This window comes from Pseudomonas sp. EL_65y_Pfl1_R83, assembly GCF_963970695.1.
GTDB classification, from domain to species: Bacteria; Pseudomonadota; Gammaproteobacteria; order Pseudomonadales; family Pseudomonadaceae; genus Aquipseudomonas; species Aquipseudomonas tritici.
Genome location: NZ_CAXAQI010000012.1, coordinates 82223 through 98536, shown reverse-complemented (window position 1 = coordinate 98536; position 16314 = coordinate 82223). Strand labels below are relative to the sequence as shown.

At 58.5% G+C, this 16314-nt stretch carries 14 protein-coding genes; 5 read left to right on the top strand and 9 right to left on the bottom strand.

What is annotated here, in order from left to right:
• Positions 1 to 43 precede the first annotated feature (43 nt).
• Positions 44 to 1936, top strand: a complete 1893-nt coding sequence (locus AACY08_RS18050) for an alkaline phosphatase family protein (protein ID WP_339470687.1) — start codon at positions 44 to 46, stop codon at positions 1934 to 1936.
• A gap of 137 nt (positions 1937 to 2073) precedes the next feature.
• Positions 2074 to 3087 carry a diguanylate cyclase domain-containing protein gene (locus AACY08_RS18045; RefSeq protein ID WP_339470686.1) on the top strand — a complete coding sequence of 338 codons (1014 nt, stop codon included), beginning with the start codon at positions 2074 to 2076 and terminating at the stop codon, positions 3085 to 3087.
• 51 nt (positions 3088 to 3138) lie between these two features.
• On the opposite strand, the gene AACY08_RS18040 is transcribed toward AACY08_RS18045, so the two are convergent.
• Positions 3139 to 4167: an amino acid ABC transporter substrate-binding protein gene (locus tag AACY08_RS18040; RefSeq protein ID WP_339470684.1), complete on the bottom strand. Its 1029-nt coding sequence runs from the start codon at positions 4165 to 4167 to the stop codon at positions 3139 to 3141.
• A gap of 144 nt (positions 4168 to 4311) precedes the next feature.
• Between AACY08_RS18040 and AACY08_RS18035 the strand changes: the two genes are divergently transcribed.
• The 3 genes from AACY08_RS18035 (at position 4312) to AACY08_RS18025 (ending at position 7440) form a co-directional block, all read left to right on the top strand.
• Positions 4312 to 5205, top strand: coding sequence for a LysR substrate-binding domain-containing protein (locus AACY08_RS18035; RefSeq protein ID WP_339470683.1), 894 nt, complete (start codon positions 4312 to 4314; stop codon positions 5203 to 5205).
• Between the two features lie 89 nt (positions 5206 to 5294).
• Positions 5295 to 6548, top strand: a complete 1254-nt coding sequence (locus tag AACY08_RS18030; RefSeq protein WP_339470682.1) for a 2-aminoadipate transaminase — start codon at positions 5295 to 5297, stop codon at positions 6546 to 6548.
• Between the two features lie 172 nt (positions 6549 to 6720).
• Positions 6721 to 7440 carry a hypothetical protein gene (locus AACY08_RS18025; RefSeq protein WP_339470680.1) on the top strand — a complete coding sequence of 240 codons (720 nt, stop codon included), beginning with the start codon at positions 6721 to 6723 and terminating at the stop codon, positions 7438 to 7440.
• Between the two features lie 73 nt (positions 7441 to 7513).
• On the opposite strand, the gene ptaA is transcribed toward AACY08_RS18025, so the two are convergent.
• From ptaA to hmpA, 8 genes are all read right to left on the bottom strand, one after another.
• Entirely contained in the window at positions 7514 to 8608 is a 1095-nt protein-coding gene (ptaA, locus tag AACY08_RS18020; protein ID WP_339470679.1) for a pyoverdine biosynthesis transaminase PtaA, read from the bottom strand.
• 149 nt (positions 8609 to 8757) lie between these two features.
• Positions 8758 to 9645 (bottom strand): heme o synthase, encoded by an 888-nt coding sequence (gene cyoE / locus AACY08_RS18015; RefSeq protein WP_049711593.1) that lies wholly within the window; start codon positions 9643 to 9645, stop codon positions 8758 to 8760.
• A gap of 11 nt (positions 9646 to 9656) precedes the next feature.
• Positions 9657 to 9998, bottom strand: coding sequence for a cytochrome o ubiquinol oxidase subunit IV (cyoD, locus tag AACY08_RS18010; RefSeq protein ID WP_010206434.1), 342 nt, complete (start codon positions 9996 to 9998; stop codon positions 9657 to 9659).
• Positions 9998 to 10624, bottom strand: coding sequence for a cytochrome o ubiquinol oxidase subunit III (locus AACY08_RS18005; protein WP_017734786.1), 627 nt, complete (start codon positions 10622 to 10624; stop codon positions 9998 to 10000). The genes cyoD and AACY08_RS18005 overlap by 1 nt, the downstream gene beginning before the upstream one ends.
• A 3-nt stretch (positions 10625 to 10627) precedes the next feature.
• Complete coding sequence (gene cyoB / locus AACY08_RS18000) at positions 10628 to 12646, bottom strand: cytochrome o ubiquinol oxidase subunit I (protein WP_339420675.1); 2019 nt, start codon at positions 12644 to 12646, stop codon at positions 10628 to 10630.
• A gap of 3 nt (positions 12647 to 12649) precedes the next feature.
• Positions 12650 to 13591: a ubiquinol oxidase subunit II gene (gene cyoA, locus AACY08_RS17995; RefSeq protein ID WP_339470768.1), complete on the bottom strand. Its 942-nt coding sequence runs from the start codon at positions 13589 to 13591 to the stop codon at positions 12650 to 12652.
• A 793-nt stretch (positions 13592 to 14384) separates the two neighbouring features.
• The gene (locus tag AACY08_RS17985) at positions 14385 to 14891 is read right to left on the bottom strand and encodes a disulfide bond formation protein B (protein WP_339470678.1); all 507 of its coding nucleotides are present in this window, start codon (positions 14889 to 14891) and stop codon (positions 14385 to 14387) included.
• Between the two features lie 198 nt (positions 14892 to 15089).
• Positions 15090 to 16271 carry an NO-inducible flavohemoprotein gene (gene hmpA / locus AACY08_RS17980; RefSeq protein WP_339470677.1) on the bottom strand — a complete coding sequence of 394 codons (1182 nt, stop codon included), beginning with the start codon at positions 16269 to 16271 and terminating at the stop codon, positions 15090 to 15092.
• Between the last annotated feature and the right edge of the window lie 43 nt (positions 16272 to 16314).

The following is a 16314-nucleotide window of genomic DNA, read 5'->3' as shown; positions in this document are numbered from 1 at the left end:
GGGTTAATCTTGCCGGTTCACCCTGCATGGAATCCTTGCCTGCATGCCGCATCCCGACACACTGCCCGCCGTACTGGCCGGCCCACTGCTGCGGCGTCTCGAACCTCGGCGCCTGGTGTTGTGGCTGGTGGGAAGCCGCGCACTTGAATTGACGCTGAAATTGCATCTGCCAACTCAGACACTGGAGATCACCCTGGACCAGTGCCAGGTTGTGGCCGTAGGGCGCCAGGCATTTATCCATTTGATCGACGTGTCACTGGACGATGCACTGCCCCTGGACGTGGCGATCGACTACGACCTGTTGTTCGACAGCACCGGCATTGCTGACTGGGCACCGCACCTGCTGTACGCCAACGCCCACCTTCCGAGTTTCGTGTTGCACAGCCGTATCCACCAGTTGGTGCACGGCTCATGCCGCAAACCCCATCACAGTGCCGACGAGGGTTTGCTGTGTGTCGACCGCCTGCTGGCAGACGCCCACACCCCAACCGATCGCCCAGCCTTGCTGATGATGAGCGGCGATCAGGTCTACGCCGATGATGTGGCCGGGCCGATGCTGCGGGCCATACATTCATTGATCGCACGCCTGGGCCTGTTCGATGAATACCTGGAGGGCGCTGTGGTCGATGACAGCGCCAGCCTCTACAGGCACAGCGCCAGCTACTACCATCGCGCCGACTTGCTGCCCGCACTGGACAGCAACGAAACCCTGCGCGAACGCTTCTTTGGTGGTGTAAAAAAGCCCATCTTCACCAGCAGCACCGCCGACAATCATCTGGTGACATTCGCTGAAGTCATCGCAATGTACTTGCTGGTATGGTCGCCCACGCCCTGGACGTTGATTGCACCTCAACCTGCGCAACTGAACGTAGAAAGACACCAGCGCTACGCGCGCGAACAGGTACAGATCAATAAATTTCGCGACGGCCTACAGGGCGTCGCGCGGGTATTCGCCCACCTGTCGACCTTGATGATCTTTGACGATCACGACATCACCGACGACTGGAACCTTAGCGCCCAATGGGAGGAGACTGCTTACGGCCACCCTTTCTCCAAGCGCATCATCGGCAACGCCCTGCTTGCCTATTTGCTGTGCCAGGGCTGGGGCAACCAACCGGACGCGTTTGGCGAACTGGTCAGCCAAACCCAAGCCCTCACGGCTCAGCCCAAAGCCAATCATTTGGACGCGGGCGCGCAGGATGAACTGCTCGAAACGTTGCTGAAATTCCAGCGCTGGCATTACGTACTGCCCACCACCCCCGCCCTGGTGGTGCTCGACACCCGCACTCGCCGTTGGCGCAGCGAGTTCACCCTCAAACAACCTTCCGGCCTGCTGGACTGGGAGGCCTTGAGCGAACTGCAACAGGAACTGCTGGATCACCCCTCGGTCATCATCGTCTCGCCCGCGCCAATCTTCGGCGTCAAGTTGATCGAGACAGTGCAGAAGGTGTTCAGTTGGTGCGGCCACCCCTTGCTGGTGGATGCCGAAAACTGGATGGCCCATCGCGGAGCCGCCCAAGTGATCCTCAATATCTTCCGTCATTCCCGCACGCCGGGTAGCTACGTGATCCTCTCCGGTGACGTGCACTACTCGTTCGTCTACGAAGTGCTGATCCGCCATCGCAACGCCGGCCCCAGGATCTGGCAGATCACCAGCAGCGGTATCAAGAACGAATTCCCACCCCGCCTGCTAGAGTGGTTCGACCGCCTTAATCGCTGGCTCTACTCGCCGCGCTCGCCGCTCAACTGGTTCACCCGCCGTCGCACCATGCAGGTGGTGCCCCATATTCCGGAGCACGCCGAAGCCGGCGAGCGGTTATGGAATTCGGCAGGGATTGGCCAAGTATTTTTCAATGAGCAGGGTCAGCCCGACGCGATTTATCAGCACAACGCAGATGGGAAGGAGCAGACGAGGATGGTGGCGCCGAAGCAATAGCTATCTTCCATCAATCTTTCGCCGTACACCTTCCCTATTCAAAGCATCCAGGCTCCGTTGTACAGTAGCTCCAGCCACGGAGTATCGGCGACAACAGGGGTAGGCGTTGAATGCCTGCCCTCGCAAGGAATGCACAGATGAACGATACCTCCGACACTAATCCGTTAAAGCAAGATTTCTCTCACTTCAACGCCGACATGCTACACACCGTTCTGGAGCTGGTCAGTGACGGGATCTGGGATTGGAATGCCAACACAGGTTTCGTCTACCGCAATCCAGGCTGGTACGAAATGCTTGGCTATCACCGCCATGCACTAGAGAACACTGTGTTCATCTGGGAGAACGTGATTCACCCGGACGACTACCCCCAGGTGATGAAGCTGTTCGACGACTACATCCACCGTCGCGCCCCCCACTACCAAGTCGAATATCGCTGCCGCAAAAAAGATGGCAGCTACCTGTGGATCGAAGACCGCGGCTACGTGATTGCACGTAACGCCGACGGCTCGGTGGCGCGAATGGTGGGCGCCCATCGCGATATTCATCTGCGCAAATGCTCCGTCGAACAGCTGGAAAAGCGCAATCAATCGCTTGAGGCACTGGTGGCCGAACGCACGTGCGAGCTGTCGCGGGTCAATCAGCAGCTGCAGCTGCAATTGGATGAAAATCGCACCTTGGCCGAACGGGATGCGCTGACCCTGGTTGCCAATCGCTATCGCCTGGAGAAAGTGCTGCTCGAAGAATGCGACCGTGCCCAGCGCTTTCGCCTGCCGCTGGCATTGATTGCCATAGACATCGATAACTTCAAGCTGATCAATGACCGCTACGGTCATGGTGTGGGCGACCAGACCTTGGTGCGGGTGGTGGGATGCCTGGAAAGTTGTATCCGCCCTAATGACCTGCTGGCCCGATGGGGCGGCGATGAGTTTGTGCTGGTCCTGCCCCAAACCTCGCTGGACATCGCAAAGGCGCAGGCAGAAAACATCCGCCAGACGTTCAGGAATCGCCCGCAAAGGGATGATTTCAAGGTAACCCTGAGCCTGGGTGTTGCTGTGCATCTAAGGGATGAGCCCCCTGCGGCCCTGATGGCGCGCGCTGATCAGGCGTTGTATCGCGCCAAGGCGGCGGGGAAGGACGGCGTGTCCGAATGAGCAATGTTCACTGTAGGCGCAGGCTTGCCAGCGCCTACAGCGGGACCGCGTTTATCTGACTGGCGGCGCGTATTGGATGCCGCCGTTGTTCCACAGCGCATTGAGCCCGCGCTTGATTTTCAGCACGCTGCCCTGGCCGATGTTGCGCTCGAATACTTCGCCATAGTTGCCCACTTGCTTGACGATCTGAACCACCCAATCCTTGCGCAGTTTCAAGTCCTTGCCGTATTCGCCATCAACTCCCAGCAACCGCGCAATGTCCGGATTCTTGGTGGTCTTGGCCTGCTCTTCGACATTCTGCGAGGTGATGCCCATTTCCTCGGCGTTGAGCATCGCGAACAAGGTCCATTTGACGATACTGAACCACTCGTCATCGCCTTTACGCACCAGCGGCCCCAAGGGTTCCTTGGAGATCACTTCCGGCAACACCACAAACTCGTCCGGGTGGGCCATCTTGATTCGCTGGGCATACAAGCCCGATTGGTCGGTGGTGAGTACATCGCAACGCCCGGCTTCCAGGGCCTTGGCGCTTTCGTCGGCGGTGTCAAAGGTGATCGGTATGTACTTCATCCCGTTGGTGCGGAAGTAATCGGAAACATTGAGTTCAGTCGTAGTACCGGCCTGGATGCACACGGTGGCGCCGTCCAATTGCTTGGCGCCAGTAACGCCCAGCTTGTTGTTCACCAGAAAACCAATGCCGTCGTAGTAGGTCACGCCGGTGAACACTAAGCCCATACCCGAATCACGGGAGCTGGTCCAGGTGGTGTTACGTGAGATCAGGTCGATCTCACCGGACTGCAGCGCCGTGAAACGCTCCTTGGCGGTCAACTGCGTGAACTTCACTTTCGACGCGTCGCCGAATACGGCTGCCGCCACTGCGTGGCATACGTCCACATCGATACCGGTCATCTTGCCCTGGCTGTTGGGCACGCCGAAGCCCGGTAGCCCATCGCTGACACCACATTGGATAAAGCCTTTTTTCTGGATGGCGTCCAGGGTTGCGCCCGCGTGGGCGGTGCCTGCCAGGCCAAGCACGGCGCTGGCGCCAATCGCGGCCAACGTAATTTTGAATGCGTTCATGCAAGGCTCTCCCTGTCATTCCTTATTATTCGGCGCCGTATTGCCCGCGCCGGTTTATAGTGCTGCCGGGCAGTATCCACGGCTTTACGCCGCTGCCACAAACGACCTTTAGGCAAAGGCTCCTTCCGATTTGGAATGAACTGCATGATTTCAAAACGCTTGACCCCTTCGATGACGGCCTTGCAATGCTTCGAAGCCGCCGCCCGCCACTTGAGTTTCACCCGTGCCGCCGAAGAGCTGCACCTGACCCAGAGTGCCGTCAGCAAGCAGGTGGCGCAGTTGGAAGAAATGCTCTGCCACAACCTGTTCGAACGGGTCCGCCAGCGCTTGTACCTGTCGCCAGCGGGGTCGCTGTACCTGGCCGAAGTGCACAAAATCCTGACCCAGGTGGACATCTCCAGCCGCTACATCCTCACCTACGGCGGCGAGACCGAAGTGCTGCGCATCGCCACCCAGCCGACCTTCGGCGATCGCTGGCTGGTGCCCAAGCTCAAGGATTTCGCGGCGAAACACCCGAATATCCACCTGGATGTGCGCAACGAGCTGGAGCCTTTCGATGTGTTGCAGGCCAAGGCCGATATCGCGTTTTTCTATGGGCAGGGCTCATGGCCGGGCGCGACGTGCATCGAGCTGTTCCGTGAAGCGGTGGTGCCGGTGTGCGCACCGGGCTTTGTTGCCGAAGGCAGCGATGCTTCGTCGCGCCACACGTTGCTGCAATGCACCTCGCGCCCGGAAGCCTGGCACGAATGGTTCCTCGAACAGGGGCTGCACTCGCAGAACAGCTACCACGGGCCGCGTTTCGACACGTTCTACATGTGCATTCGCGCAGCACAATCGGGCTACGGCGTAGCGTTGGTGCCGCAGTATCTGGTGGCCGAAGAGTTGGCCCAGGGCAGCCTGATGATTGCGTGGGACTACGCAATGCCCAGCAGCGGCGCGCACTTTATCGCCCATGCCGAGCATGCCGGCGAGGTCCCCAAGGTGAAGGCCTTCCTGAACTGGATGGTGGACTACGTCCGCTCACATCCCGACTTTTAATAATGACCCGGCGACTTTATTTCGTTTGCGACAAGGGCGGGCGCCCAGCTTAGATAAAAAGACGCCCGTCACTGCCGAGTCCCCGATTCATGAGCCACGAAACCATCAGCCAGTCGATTTCCATCGTTCATCCCATCAGCCTCAGCCACGGGAAAAACGCCGAAGTCTGGGACACCTCGGGCAAACGCTATATCGATTTTGTTGGCGGCATCGGTGTGCTGAACCTCGGCCATTGCCACCCGGGCGTGGTCGAGGCGATTCGTGAACAAGCGACCAAACTGACCCACTACGCGTTCAACGCCGCCCAGCACGCGCCCTACATCGAACTGATGGAGCGCCTGAGCGCGTTTATCCCGGTGGACTACCCAGTCAGCGGCATGCTCACCAACAGCGGCGCGGAGGCGGCGGAAAATGCGCTGAAGATCGTGCGCGGCGCCACCGGCCGTACGGCGGTGATTGCATTTGACGGTGCCTTCCACGGCCGCACCCTGGCCACGCTCAACCTCAACGGCAAGGTCGCGCCCTACAAACAAAAGGTCGGTGTACTGCCCGGCCCGGTGTTCCACCTGCCCTACCCCAGTGCTGATAACGACGTGACCTGCGCTGAGGCACTGAAAGCCATGGACCGCCTGTTCAGCGTAGAAATCGACGTCAACGATGTGGCCTGTTTCATTATCGAACCGGTGCAGGGCGAAGGGGGGTTCCTGGCGCTAGATATCCAGTTCGCCCAGGCTCTTCGGCGCTTTTGCGATGAGAAGAACATCCTGCTGATTGCCGATGAAATCCAATCCGGCTTTGGCCGTACCGGCCAGCGTTTTGCGTTCTCACGCCTGGGGATCGAACCGGACTTGATCCTGCTGGGTAAAAGCATCGCCGGGGGTGTACCGCTGGGCGCCGTAGTGGGGCGCAAGGCGTTGGTGGACAACCTGCCGAAGGGCGGTCTGGGCGGCACGTATTCCGGCAACCCTATTGCGTGTGCCGCAGCATTAGCCACCCTTGACGCAATGACAGATGAGCACCTGAACACTTGGGGAGCGCAACAGCAAGAAACCATCGTCAGCCGCTATGAAGCCTGGTGCGCACAAGGCCTCACGCCCTACCTCGGCCGCCTGACCGGCGTCGGCGCCATGCGCGGCATCGAGCTGGCGAACGCCGATGGCACCCCCGCACCGAAACAGCTTGCTCAACTGTTGGGCCTGGCACGGGATGCCGGGTTGCTGCTAATGCCCAGCGGCAAGTCGCGGCATATCATCCGTTTACTGGCACCGCTGACGATTGAGCCGGCGGTGTTGGAGGAGGGCTTGGATATCCTCGAAGCGTGCCTGAGGCACTTGTCCCAGTAAGGAAGGCCGGGGGTTATCGTAGATCTGTTTTGCAGGCGGGCAGTCCGGCTGCAATGGGCGCTGCCGGCGTTACGTCGTGATAAGGGCATTGTGCTGCCTTGACCTGATCCCCCTCCCCCCTGAAAATGCCCGACGCTTTTTTGTCCTCGTTTACTGAAGTAGTGAAATTTCAATGCCCGATTCCTACACCATCGAAGAATCCGCCGAAGAATCCGTAGCCGCCTTGCACGCCAAAGCCGAATACGAAAACGCCATCAATCTTTCACAGCATGTGCCAGCAGCCAAGATCATCAGCGAGATGGTGCTGGACGCGTTCCATACGTCCAAGGAAAGCGACCAGATCCGCGAACTGCGCGTGGCCATCCGCCAGGCCCACGATGCCTTCGACGACGACAAAGCCTACGATTTGATGGGCCAGCTCAAGCAATTGAAAGACGCCGAGGCGGCCGACAATGCTGCCCTGGAAGACCTGAGCAGCAAGTTCTCGATCAGCCGTATCCTGTCGAGTTTCAAGGACGACCCCGAGTTCCAGGAGCTGGTCTACGGCCTGGCCTTGAAAGTACTGAACCAGAGCCACCAGGCCATCAGCAACCCAAGCGCCGGCAAGAGCAAGGCTTCACGGCCCAAGAAAGAAGCCGAAGTGTTTGTGATCAGCAAGGATGGCATCAGCGTAACCCTGCCACTGCGCACGCCGCGCTCCAAGCTGAACGTTGACCGTGAGGCGTTTGAGTTTTTGGGTTTCAGCTTTGTGGGTGAAGGCGATGAAGCGGAGCTTGCGGTTGAGAGCTTTGTGGACAACGCCGGTGCAGAACAGCCGTTGAGCCGCAAAAGCGTCATTACTGCGTTGCAACAGCAGACTGCGTTTGAGGGGTACAGCATCGCTCAGCAGTAACTCGTAGCAAGCTACACCGCAGAATCAAATGTGGGAGCTGGCTTGCCTGCTCCCACATTTGATCTGTGCTGTGTCAACTGACCCGTTCGACTTGCGCTGCAAACACCTCGCGAAACCGTGCCATCTCCCGCTTGCCTCCCACCGTCACCCGCACCCACTGCGGCCAGCTTTTAAACACCCGGCCGATCAGCACGCCCTGCGCCGCCAGCTGCTCGATCACCTGCTCCGCCGGTTGCTTCACGTCGATCATGAAGCAGTTGGCCTGGGAGGCGGTGCAGGTGAAACCACGGCCTTTCAGCCAGGCCACGGTCTCGTCACGCAGCAGGTTATTGAGCGCCTTGCGTTGCGGCAGCAGTTTCACGTCTTCCAGGCTGGCAATGCCGCCGAGCAGTGTGGAACCTGCCGGTACGTTGTCGCCGCCAAACACGGCCAGCCGCTCCAGCAACGCAGGGTGGCCGATTGCCAGGCCCAGACGGGCGCCGGCCATACCGTAGATTTTCGAGAACGTGCGCAGCACCAGCAGGTCGTCATGGTCCTTGACCCAACTGACAACGCTGGGGACGTCGGCGAAGTCGATATAGGCCTCGTCCACCACCAGCACACTGCCTTTGGGTTTGTTTGCCAGTGCCTGGCGGATGGCCTCGGTAGACGTGACAGTGCCAGTGGGGTTATTGGGATTGCACAGGTAGAGCATGCCCGCCTGGGGATCGGCGGCGAACATGGCCGGGATGTCGTGGGCGTAGTCGGCGCTCAGACTGACTTCCTTCACCGGCGCCTTGTTCGACTCGGCCGCCTGGCGCGGCACTTCGTAGGACGGCGCGGCCATCACCAGGCCACGGGTTTCACTGGTGAATGCCAATACGGCATAGCGCAAGGCCGCCATCGAGCCTGCAAATACCGCCACCTGTTCCTCGGCAATTTCTTGCTGTTGGGCAAACAGCCGGGCTAAAGCATACATATGGCCGTAAGGATAACGTCCGGAGGTGGCGATGCCCCGCTGCATCGCCTGCCGCGCAGCGCCTGAAGGGCCGTAGGGGCTTTCGTTGTAGTTGAGCCTTACCTTGTCAGACGTTGCCGGCGACGGCGCCGCAACCGCCCAATCCATGCGCCCCAGCAACGGCAGGGCGGCGCCTACGGCGAGAAGGGACCGACGACTAACGCTGACCATGTGACAACTCCTTGTTGTAGGGCGGGTGATGGATTCGCACAGCTCGTACAAAAGTGTATGACGAGAAAGGCGTCGGCCGATTTAACCGAACGCCCAAGAAAAAGCCCCGCGCTTCTCTCGAAGGCGGGGCTTTTTCACTGCGGGACTCTTCAGTGAGCGTAGGTCAGCAACAGCTCTTTCGGCACTTGGAAATCCAGGGACATCATCACGCTAAGCGCGGTGATGGTGAAGATCGAGAACACGAACAGCTTGCGCGCCCAGACGGTGTCATCCACCGCCTTGTAGCCGGTCCAGGCCATGTACAACCAGTACATGCCCATGGCAGCGGCGACGGCAAGGTAGCTCATGCCGGCGTAGCCACTGAAGGTCAACATCAAGGTCGCCACAAGGAAGGCCAGGATGTACAGCAGGATGTGTTTCTTGGCGACCTGGATGCCACGTTTAACCGGCAAAACCGGAATCGACGCAGCCAGGTAGTCATTGAAGCGGAAAATCGCGATGGCGTAGGAATGCGGCATCTGCCACAGGCTGAACATCACCAGTAGCACCAGCGCGGCCATGTCGAAGCTATTGGTCACAGCCACATAACCAATTACCGGAGGCATCGCCCCCGACAGGCTGCCCACCAGCGTGCCGTGAACCGACTTGCGCTTGAGGTACAGGCTGTAGAGGCCGACGTAGATGACAAAGCCGATCACGGCAAACAGCGCCGCCAGCGGGTTAGCCACCTTGTACAACAGCACCACACCGGCAACACCCAGGACGGTCGCGAACAGCAGCGCCAGCTTCAGGGAAACCAGACCCTGGACCAGCGCGCGGTTCTTGGTGCGCTCCATCTTGATGTCGATGTCGCGGTCGATGCAGTTGTTGAACACACATCCGGAAGCTACCACCAGGGATGTGCCAATCATTGCAGCCAGGAAGATGGCCAGATCGACATGTCCCTTGGAGGCCAGGAAGAAACCGCCCGCCACAGAAAGCACGTTACCGAAAATGATCCCCGGTTTGGTGATTTGGATAAAGTGCTTAAGCGACATCGGGTCTTACCTCACTTCGCCATCATGAACGTATGGATGCTGAACATGATCCATATCGACAGGCCAACCAGCAGCAGGATTACTAAGCCTGCGAACACGAACGCAATCACGTTATCGCGCTGCTCTTTCGAGCGATCCAAGTGCAGGAAGTACACCAGGTGAACCAGCACCTGAATCACCGCGAACGCCAGCACGATCATCAACGTGATCGACTTCGGCAGGGTTGGGTACATCACCAGGCCGAACGGGATCAGGGTCAGGATTACCGACAGGATGAAGCCGATGGCGTACGACTTAACGCTGCCGTGGCTCGCATCATGGCTGTCATGGTCATGGGAGTGTGCATTAGCCATTACAGAGTCCCCATCAGGTAAACAACGGTGAAGACGCAGATCCAGACCACGTCCAGGAAGTGCCAGAACAGGCTCAGGCAGCTCAGGCGAGTCTTGTTGGTGTTGGTCAGGCCGTGTTTATTGACCTGATACATCATCACCGCCATCCACAGCAGGCCTGCCGTCACGTGCAGACCGTGAGTGCCTACCAGCGTGAAGAACGCGGACAGGAAGCCGGAACGGTGCGGGCCGTAGCCTTCGGAGATCAGCAGATGGAACTCGTTGATCTCCATGCCGATGAAGCCCAGGCCGAACAGGAAGGTCAGACCCAACCAGCTCAGTACGCCCTTCTTGTTGCCCTTGTAGAAGGCCAACATGGCGAAGCCGTAGGTGATCGAACTGAACAACAGCAAGGCGGTTTCGCCGAGCACGTAAGGCAGTTCGAAGATGTCGTGGCCCGACGGGCCACCCGCTACGTTGTTTACCAGTACCGCGTACACCGCGAAGATCGACGCAAACAAGATGCAGTCGGTCATCAGGTAGAGCCAGAAACCGAAAACGGTCATCGGCCCCGAGTCGTGGTGATGGTCATCGTGCCCATGGTCATCGACATGGGCGTGTCCAGCATTGGTCACTAAGTTCGACATGGTTTAAGCCTGTTCCAACGAGGTTTCTACACGGTTGGCCGGGATTTTCTTCTCGGCGACCAGGCGAGCGTGCTGCTCGGCTTCGATGCGCTCGATCGTTTCGACCGGCACCATGTAGCCTTGATCATCACGTGCAGCGTGGACAATGAAGTAGCCGATGGTACCCACCAGGCCAACGATTGCCAGCCACCAGATGTGCCAGATCATCGCGAAACCGAACACGGTCAACAGCGCACCCATCACCACGCCAGTGGCGGTGTTGCTTGGCATGTGGATCGGTTCGTAGTGCTTAGGCTTCTGGTACGCAGTACCGTCTTCCTTGGCTTCGGTGAACGCATCAATGGTGTTCGCAGTAGGGATCACGGCGAAGTTGTAGAACGGAGGTGGCGAGGACGTCGACCATTCCAGGGTGTGGCCGTTCCATGGGTCGCCGGAGTCGCAAGCGTTCTGCTTACGGTCACGGATGCTCACGTACAGCTGGATCAACTGGCAGGCAATACCCACAGCGATCATGATTGCACCGAACATGGCAACGTACAGGTACGGTACCCACTCAGGGTTGGTGGTAGCGTTCAGACGACGGGTCATGCCCATGAAGCCCAGTGCATAGAGCGGCATGAACGCGACGAAGAAGCCCGAGATCCAGAACCAGAATGCAGCCTTGCCCCAGCCTTCGTGCAGCTTGAAGCCGAACGCTTTCGGGAAGTAGAAGCTGAAACCAGCGATGTAGCCGAATACAGCACCACCGATGATCACGTTGTGGAAGTGAGCGATCACGAACAGGCTGTTGTGCAGGACGAAGTCAGCACCCGGGATGGCCAGCAGTACGCCGGTCATGCCGCCAATGGCGAAGGTCACCATGAAGCCCAGGGTCCACAGGACCTGGCTGGTCATGCGCAAACGACCGTGGTAGATGGTGAACAGCCAGTTGAATAGCTTCACCCCCGTCGGGATGGAAATCAGCATCGTTGCCAGGCCGAAGAAGGCGTTGACGCTGGCCCCCGACCCCATGGTGAAGAAGTGGTGCAGCCAAACCATGAAGCCCAGTACAGAGATCGCGCCCGATGCGTAAACCATCGAGTGGTGACCGAACAGGCGCTTGCCGGTAAAGGTCGAGATCACTTCGGAGAAGATACCGAACGCTGGCAGGATCAGGATGTACACCTCAGGGTGACCCCATGCCCAGAACAGGTTCACGTACATCATTGGATTGCCACCAAGTTCATTGGTGAAAATGTGGAAATCCAGGTAACGGTCAAGCGACAGCAGCGCCATGGTAGCGGCCAGGATCGGGAACGAAGCCACGATCAGGACGTTGGCCCAGGTGCAGGTCCAGGTGAAGATCGGCATGTCCATCAGCTTCATGCCAGGGGCGCGCATTTTCAGCACGGTGGCCAAGAAGTTGACCCCCGTCAGCGTCGTCCCGAGTCCTGATAACTGTAGCGCCCAGATGTAGTAGTCCACACCCACGCCAGGGCTGTATTGCAGGCCCGACAATGGCGGATACGCAACCCAACCGGTCTTGGCAAATTCGCCGACGCCCAGGGAAAGGTTGATCAGCACGACGCCGGAAACCAGCAGCCAGAAGCTCAGGGAGTTCAGGAACGGGTAAGCCACGTCACGCGCGCCGATCTGCAGCGGCACTGCAAGGTTCATCAGGCCAGTGAAGAAAGGCATCGCCATGAAGATGATCATGATCACACCGTGGGCGGTGAAGATCTGGTCATAGTGTTCAGGCGGCAGGTAACCAGGCGAACCCTCGGTGGCCATGGCCAATTGGGTACGCATCATGATGGCGTCGGCAAAACCACGCAGCAACATGACCATGGCGACGATGATGTACATCACGCCGATTTTCTTGTGGTCGACCGACGTCAGCCACTCGGTCCACAGGTAGGTCCACTTCTTGAAATAAGTGATTGCCGCAAACAGTGCCAGACCACCCAACGCGATCATGGCGATGGTAATCATCACAATCGGCTCGTGGAACGGGACCGCATCCCAACTTAATTTACCAAACATCGTTTACTCCTCTGCCCCAGCAGTTGAATGCGAGCCCGCGTCAGAACCTTCAACCGCGGCCACTTCTTTCTTCTCGTGCTTGACCGGCTTGCCTGGCTTCATACCTTCGTACTTGTCGACGATTTTCTGAAACAGGTTCGGCTCAAACGCGGAGTACAGCGCGACTGGGTTGTTCTGGCTTGGTTTGGTCAGGGCATCGTATTCAGCTTGATCAAGCTGTTTAGGTGCGGCCTTGACTTTGGCGACCCAGGCGTTGAAATCTTCCTGGCTCGTCGAGATCGCTTTGAATTTCATGCCGGTGAAGCCAGCGCCGCTGTAGTTCGCGGAGATGCCTTCCATTTCAGCTTTTTCGTTGGCGATCAGGTGCAGTCGGGTCTGCATGCCTGCCATCGCGTAGATCTGACCGCCCAGGGCTGGGATGAAGAACGAGTTCATCACGGCGTCGGAGGTAATCCGGAAATTAAGCGGAGTGTTCTCCGGGAACTGGATCTGGTTGACAGTGGCGATACCCAGGTCCGGGTAGATGAACAGCCACTTCCAGTCCAGCGCAACCACTTCGATATTGATCGGCTTGACGTCGGATTCCAGCGGACGGTAAGGGTCTAGCTCGTGGGTCGACTTATAGGTGATGTAACCCAGGGCGATGATGATGAGGATCGGAACCAGCCACACCGCGATTTCGATCTTGGTGGAGTGCGACCACTTCGGCGCGTAAGTCGCGCTGGTGTTCGACGCACGGTATTTCCAGGCGAAGGCGAAGGTCATGATGATCACAGGGACCACGACCAGCAGCATCAGCAGGGTGGCGGTGATGATCAGGTTTCGTTGATCCAGACCGATCTGTCCTTTTGGGTCCATCAAGGTCCACTTACAGCCTCCCAGCATTAACATCATGCCAAGCAGCGGCAAAAAGCCTAGTAATCGGGGGTACCTGTTTTTACTCATCTCACGACCTCTAAAGCAGCTTGCGCAATGCAGTTGGGTTTTGATCGCCAACACTTCACCCTGCCAAGGGTTGGCATTTCTCTTCGATTGAATAAGAGCCTGCCCGTCACGCCATAAATCTACGTTTCACGGACCTGCGGTGAGTTCTTATTCGATTTCGTGGCTAAAGGCCTTGTTACAGACCAATTCCATTTGGTGCGGGTAGTTGAAAGGCTGCCGGAACCTTGGGGTCGCACAGAGCCATCCATCTGCCCCTCGACCGCTCCAGTGCTCAAAGATTGAACAGCACCGAACATCCAGTGCGGGCGATTGTAGTTAGCTAGCGATGTATAAACCATGTCTGATAAAGAAATAATTTTTATCGATTACAGCAATAATCCTTCACCTTTATTGCAAAGGTTCACGATCTTACCGTGTTCGATTCTTCACAAAAACCACAAAAAATGCTGTGTTATAGGGCGATATGCGGCAGTCCTTACGGTCTGTAAGGGCACGCAAAACCGATGCAAGCCCCCATAAAACAAGGCATTCAGACATCACGAAATCGCGGGAGCGGCGTGAGGTACACGCCACTGTCAGAGCCACGAAGTGACAGCACATCTTGGCCGCATGATGCAAATTTAAGCGGCCGTTTGGCGGGTCAGAAACGTCCTGCGGCCGCTTCTGTGTGACAACATGTCGCATGCTGCGCGCACTCGCCATTGTCCTGCGTCACGCTCTGCTCACAAATCCCCACAAGCAAAAAACACCCCGGCCCTCCCTCAAGAAGGACCGGGGTGTTTCAAGGATGGGCTCAGGCTTTGCGCTGGCGATTCCGGTAAATGCCCAACGGCACCAGGATCACGGTCAGCACAAACGCGACCAACGCCCACTGCGCCAGGGACAGGCCCAGCACAGGCGGGTACGGAGTGCTGCAGAAGCCATCGACCTGGAAACCCAGGGGGAACACCTTGGCCAGGGGCAGGTCATCGACGATCGGTTGCAGCACATCAATGCCGCAGCTGACCTGTGGATAAAACTGGGTGTACACATGGTGACCGGCTGTGGCCATACCACCGAGGGCGCAGAGGATCACCAGCCCTTCGAAAAAGGTGAGCGCCCCTATGGTGCGCATGGCCGCGCCGATGAACGCGAAGATCGCGATCAGCAATAAAGCATAGCGTTGCAGAATGCACAGCGGGCATGGCGCCTCGCCCAGCACCACCTGCATGTAGAGCGCACCGCCGATCAACGCCAGGCAGATGATCCCCAGCAACACCAGAAAGCGCCGCTCCCTGCCTAAACGCAATTCGTCACTCATTTCCGGTTCCCTTTGTTTGGTTGTGCCAATGGCCGCAAGTTTACACACAGGGAGTGGTTTAAACAGAGAGGGGTTAACGGGGGATTAATGGGGGGGGGTAGCGAAAAGCTTCAAGCTTCAAGCGTCAAGTGAGAGCGGGCTTCGATCCGGCTTTTACTTGTCGCTTGCAGCTTAAAGCTTGCAGCTACCCCAAAGGGGTTATTCCAAGGTGGCAGCCGGGCCGAAGAATTCGTAGCGGCTTTGTTTTTCGGGGACACCCAAGGCCTTGAGGTGGCGCTTGATCGCGGCCATGAAGCCTTTGGGGCCGAGGAAGTACGCATCCACATCGCGCTGCTCGGGCAACCAGGTGGCCAGTTGTTCCTGGCTGAGCAGGCCGACCTTGTCCGCCGCCGGGCTCACACCATCGTCTTCGGCGTAGCAATAGAAGCGCTTGAGCTGCGGGTGCTTGGCGGCCAGGGCATCCACCCAGTCACGGAATGCATGCACGCCGCCATTGCGCGCGCAGTGAATGAAATGCACCGGACGCTCGGTGGCCAGGGCGGCTTCGAGCATCGGCAAGGTGGGCGTGATGCCGACCCCGCCGCTGATCAGCACCAGCGGTTTATCGCTGGCCGCCAGGGTGAACTCACCCGACGGCGGGAACAGGTCGATGGTCGCGCCGACGTGCAACTGGTTATGCAGGTAGTTGGACACCCGCCCACCGGCTTCGCGCTTGACGCTGATACGGTACAGGCCCACGTCAGTCAGGGCCGACAGGGAATAGTTGCGGCGCACCTCCTCGCCATCCAGTACCAGTTTCATGCCGATGTACTGGCCCGGCGCGGCATTGAGGATCGGGCCGTTGTCCACCGGGGCAAAGTAGAAGGAGATGATCTCGTCGCTCTCCTCCACCCGCTTGACCAGCAGGAACGGCCGCGCACCACGCCAGCCACCGGGTGCCTGGGCTTTCTCTTCATAGATCGCCGCCTCAGCGCCGATCAGGATATCCGCCAGCTGGCCATACGCCGCGCCCCAGGCACTCATCACTTCGGGGGTCGCGATCTCGCTGCCCAGCACTTCGGAAATCGCCCGCAGCAGGCAGGCACCGACGATCGGGTAATGCTCCGGCAGGATCTGCAGGGCGACGTGCTTGTTGATGATCTTGGCCACCAAATCACCCAGTTGATCCAACTGGTCGATATGCCGCGCGTACATCAACACACCCTTGGCCAGGGCGCGGGGCTGGTCGCCGCTGGCCTGGTGCGCCTGATTGAACAGCGGACGAACCTCTGGGTACTCGGAGAGCATCATGCGGTAGAAATGGGTGATCAACGCTTCGCCGCCGCTTTCCAGCAGGGGCACGGTAGATTTGACGATGGCACGGTCTTGGGCGCTAAGCATGGGAGCCTCCTGGGCTTCTTCACTGGTTACCCTGAATTACTCA

Excerpts from the sequence above, each read along its gene's own strand:
- ptaA (WP_339470679.1), bottom strand. The coding sequence starts at position 8,608 with ATGGTCAGCGTTAGTCGTCGGTCCCTTCTCGCCGTAGGCGCCGCCCTG.
- cyoA (WP_339470768.1), bottom strand. The coding sequence starts at position 13,591 with ATGAGTAAAAACAGGTACCCCCGATTACTAGGCTTTTTGCCGCTGCTT.
- cyoD (WP_010206434.1), bottom strand. The coding sequence starts at position 9,998 with ATGGCTAATGCACACTCCCATGACCATGACAGCCATGATGCGAGCCAC.
- AACY08_RS18050 (WP_339470687.1), top strand. The coding sequence starts at position 44 with ATGCCGCATCCCGACACACTGCCCGCCGTACTGGCCGGCCCACTGCTG.
- AACY08_RS18035 (WP_339470683.1), top strand. The coding sequence starts at position 4,312 with ATGATTTCAAAACGCTTGACCCCTTCGATGACGGCCTTGCAATGCTTC.
- AACY08_RS18040 (WP_339470684.1), bottom strand. The coding sequence starts at position 4,167 with ATGAACGCATTCAAAATTACGTTGGCCGCGATTGGCGCCAGCGCCGTG.
- AACY08_RS18025 (WP_339470680.1), top strand. The coding sequence starts at position 6,721 with ATGCCCGATTCCTACACCATCGAAGAATCCGCCGAAGAATCCGTAGCC.
- cyoE (WP_049711593.1), bottom strand. The coding sequence starts at position 9,645 with ATGTCGCTTAAGCACTTTATCCAAATCACCAAACCGGGGATCATTTTC.
- AACY08_RS17985 (WP_339470678.1), bottom strand. The coding sequence starts at position 14,891 with ATGAGTGACGAATTGCGTTTAGGCAGGGAGCGGCGCTTTCTGGTGTTG.
- AACY08_RS18005 (WP_017734786.1), bottom strand. The coding sequence starts at position 10,624 with ATGTCGAACTTAGTGACCAATGCTGGACACGCCCATGTCGATGACCAT.
- AACY08_RS18045 (WP_339470686.1), top strand. The coding sequence starts at position 2,074 with ATGAACGATACCTCCGACACTAATCCGTTAAAGCAAGATTTCTCTCAC.
- cyoB (WP_339420675.1), bottom strand. The coding sequence starts at position 12,646 with ATGTTTGGTAAATTAAGTTGGGATGCGGTCCCGTTCCACGAGCCGATT.
- hmpA (WP_339470677.1), bottom strand. The coding sequence starts at position 16,271 with ATGCTTAGCGCCCAAGACCGTGCCATCGTCAAATCTACCGTGCCCCTG.
- AACY08_RS18030 (WP_339470682.1), top strand. The coding sequence starts at position 5,295 with ATGAGCCACGAAACCATCAGCCAGTCGATTTCCATCGTTCATCCCATC.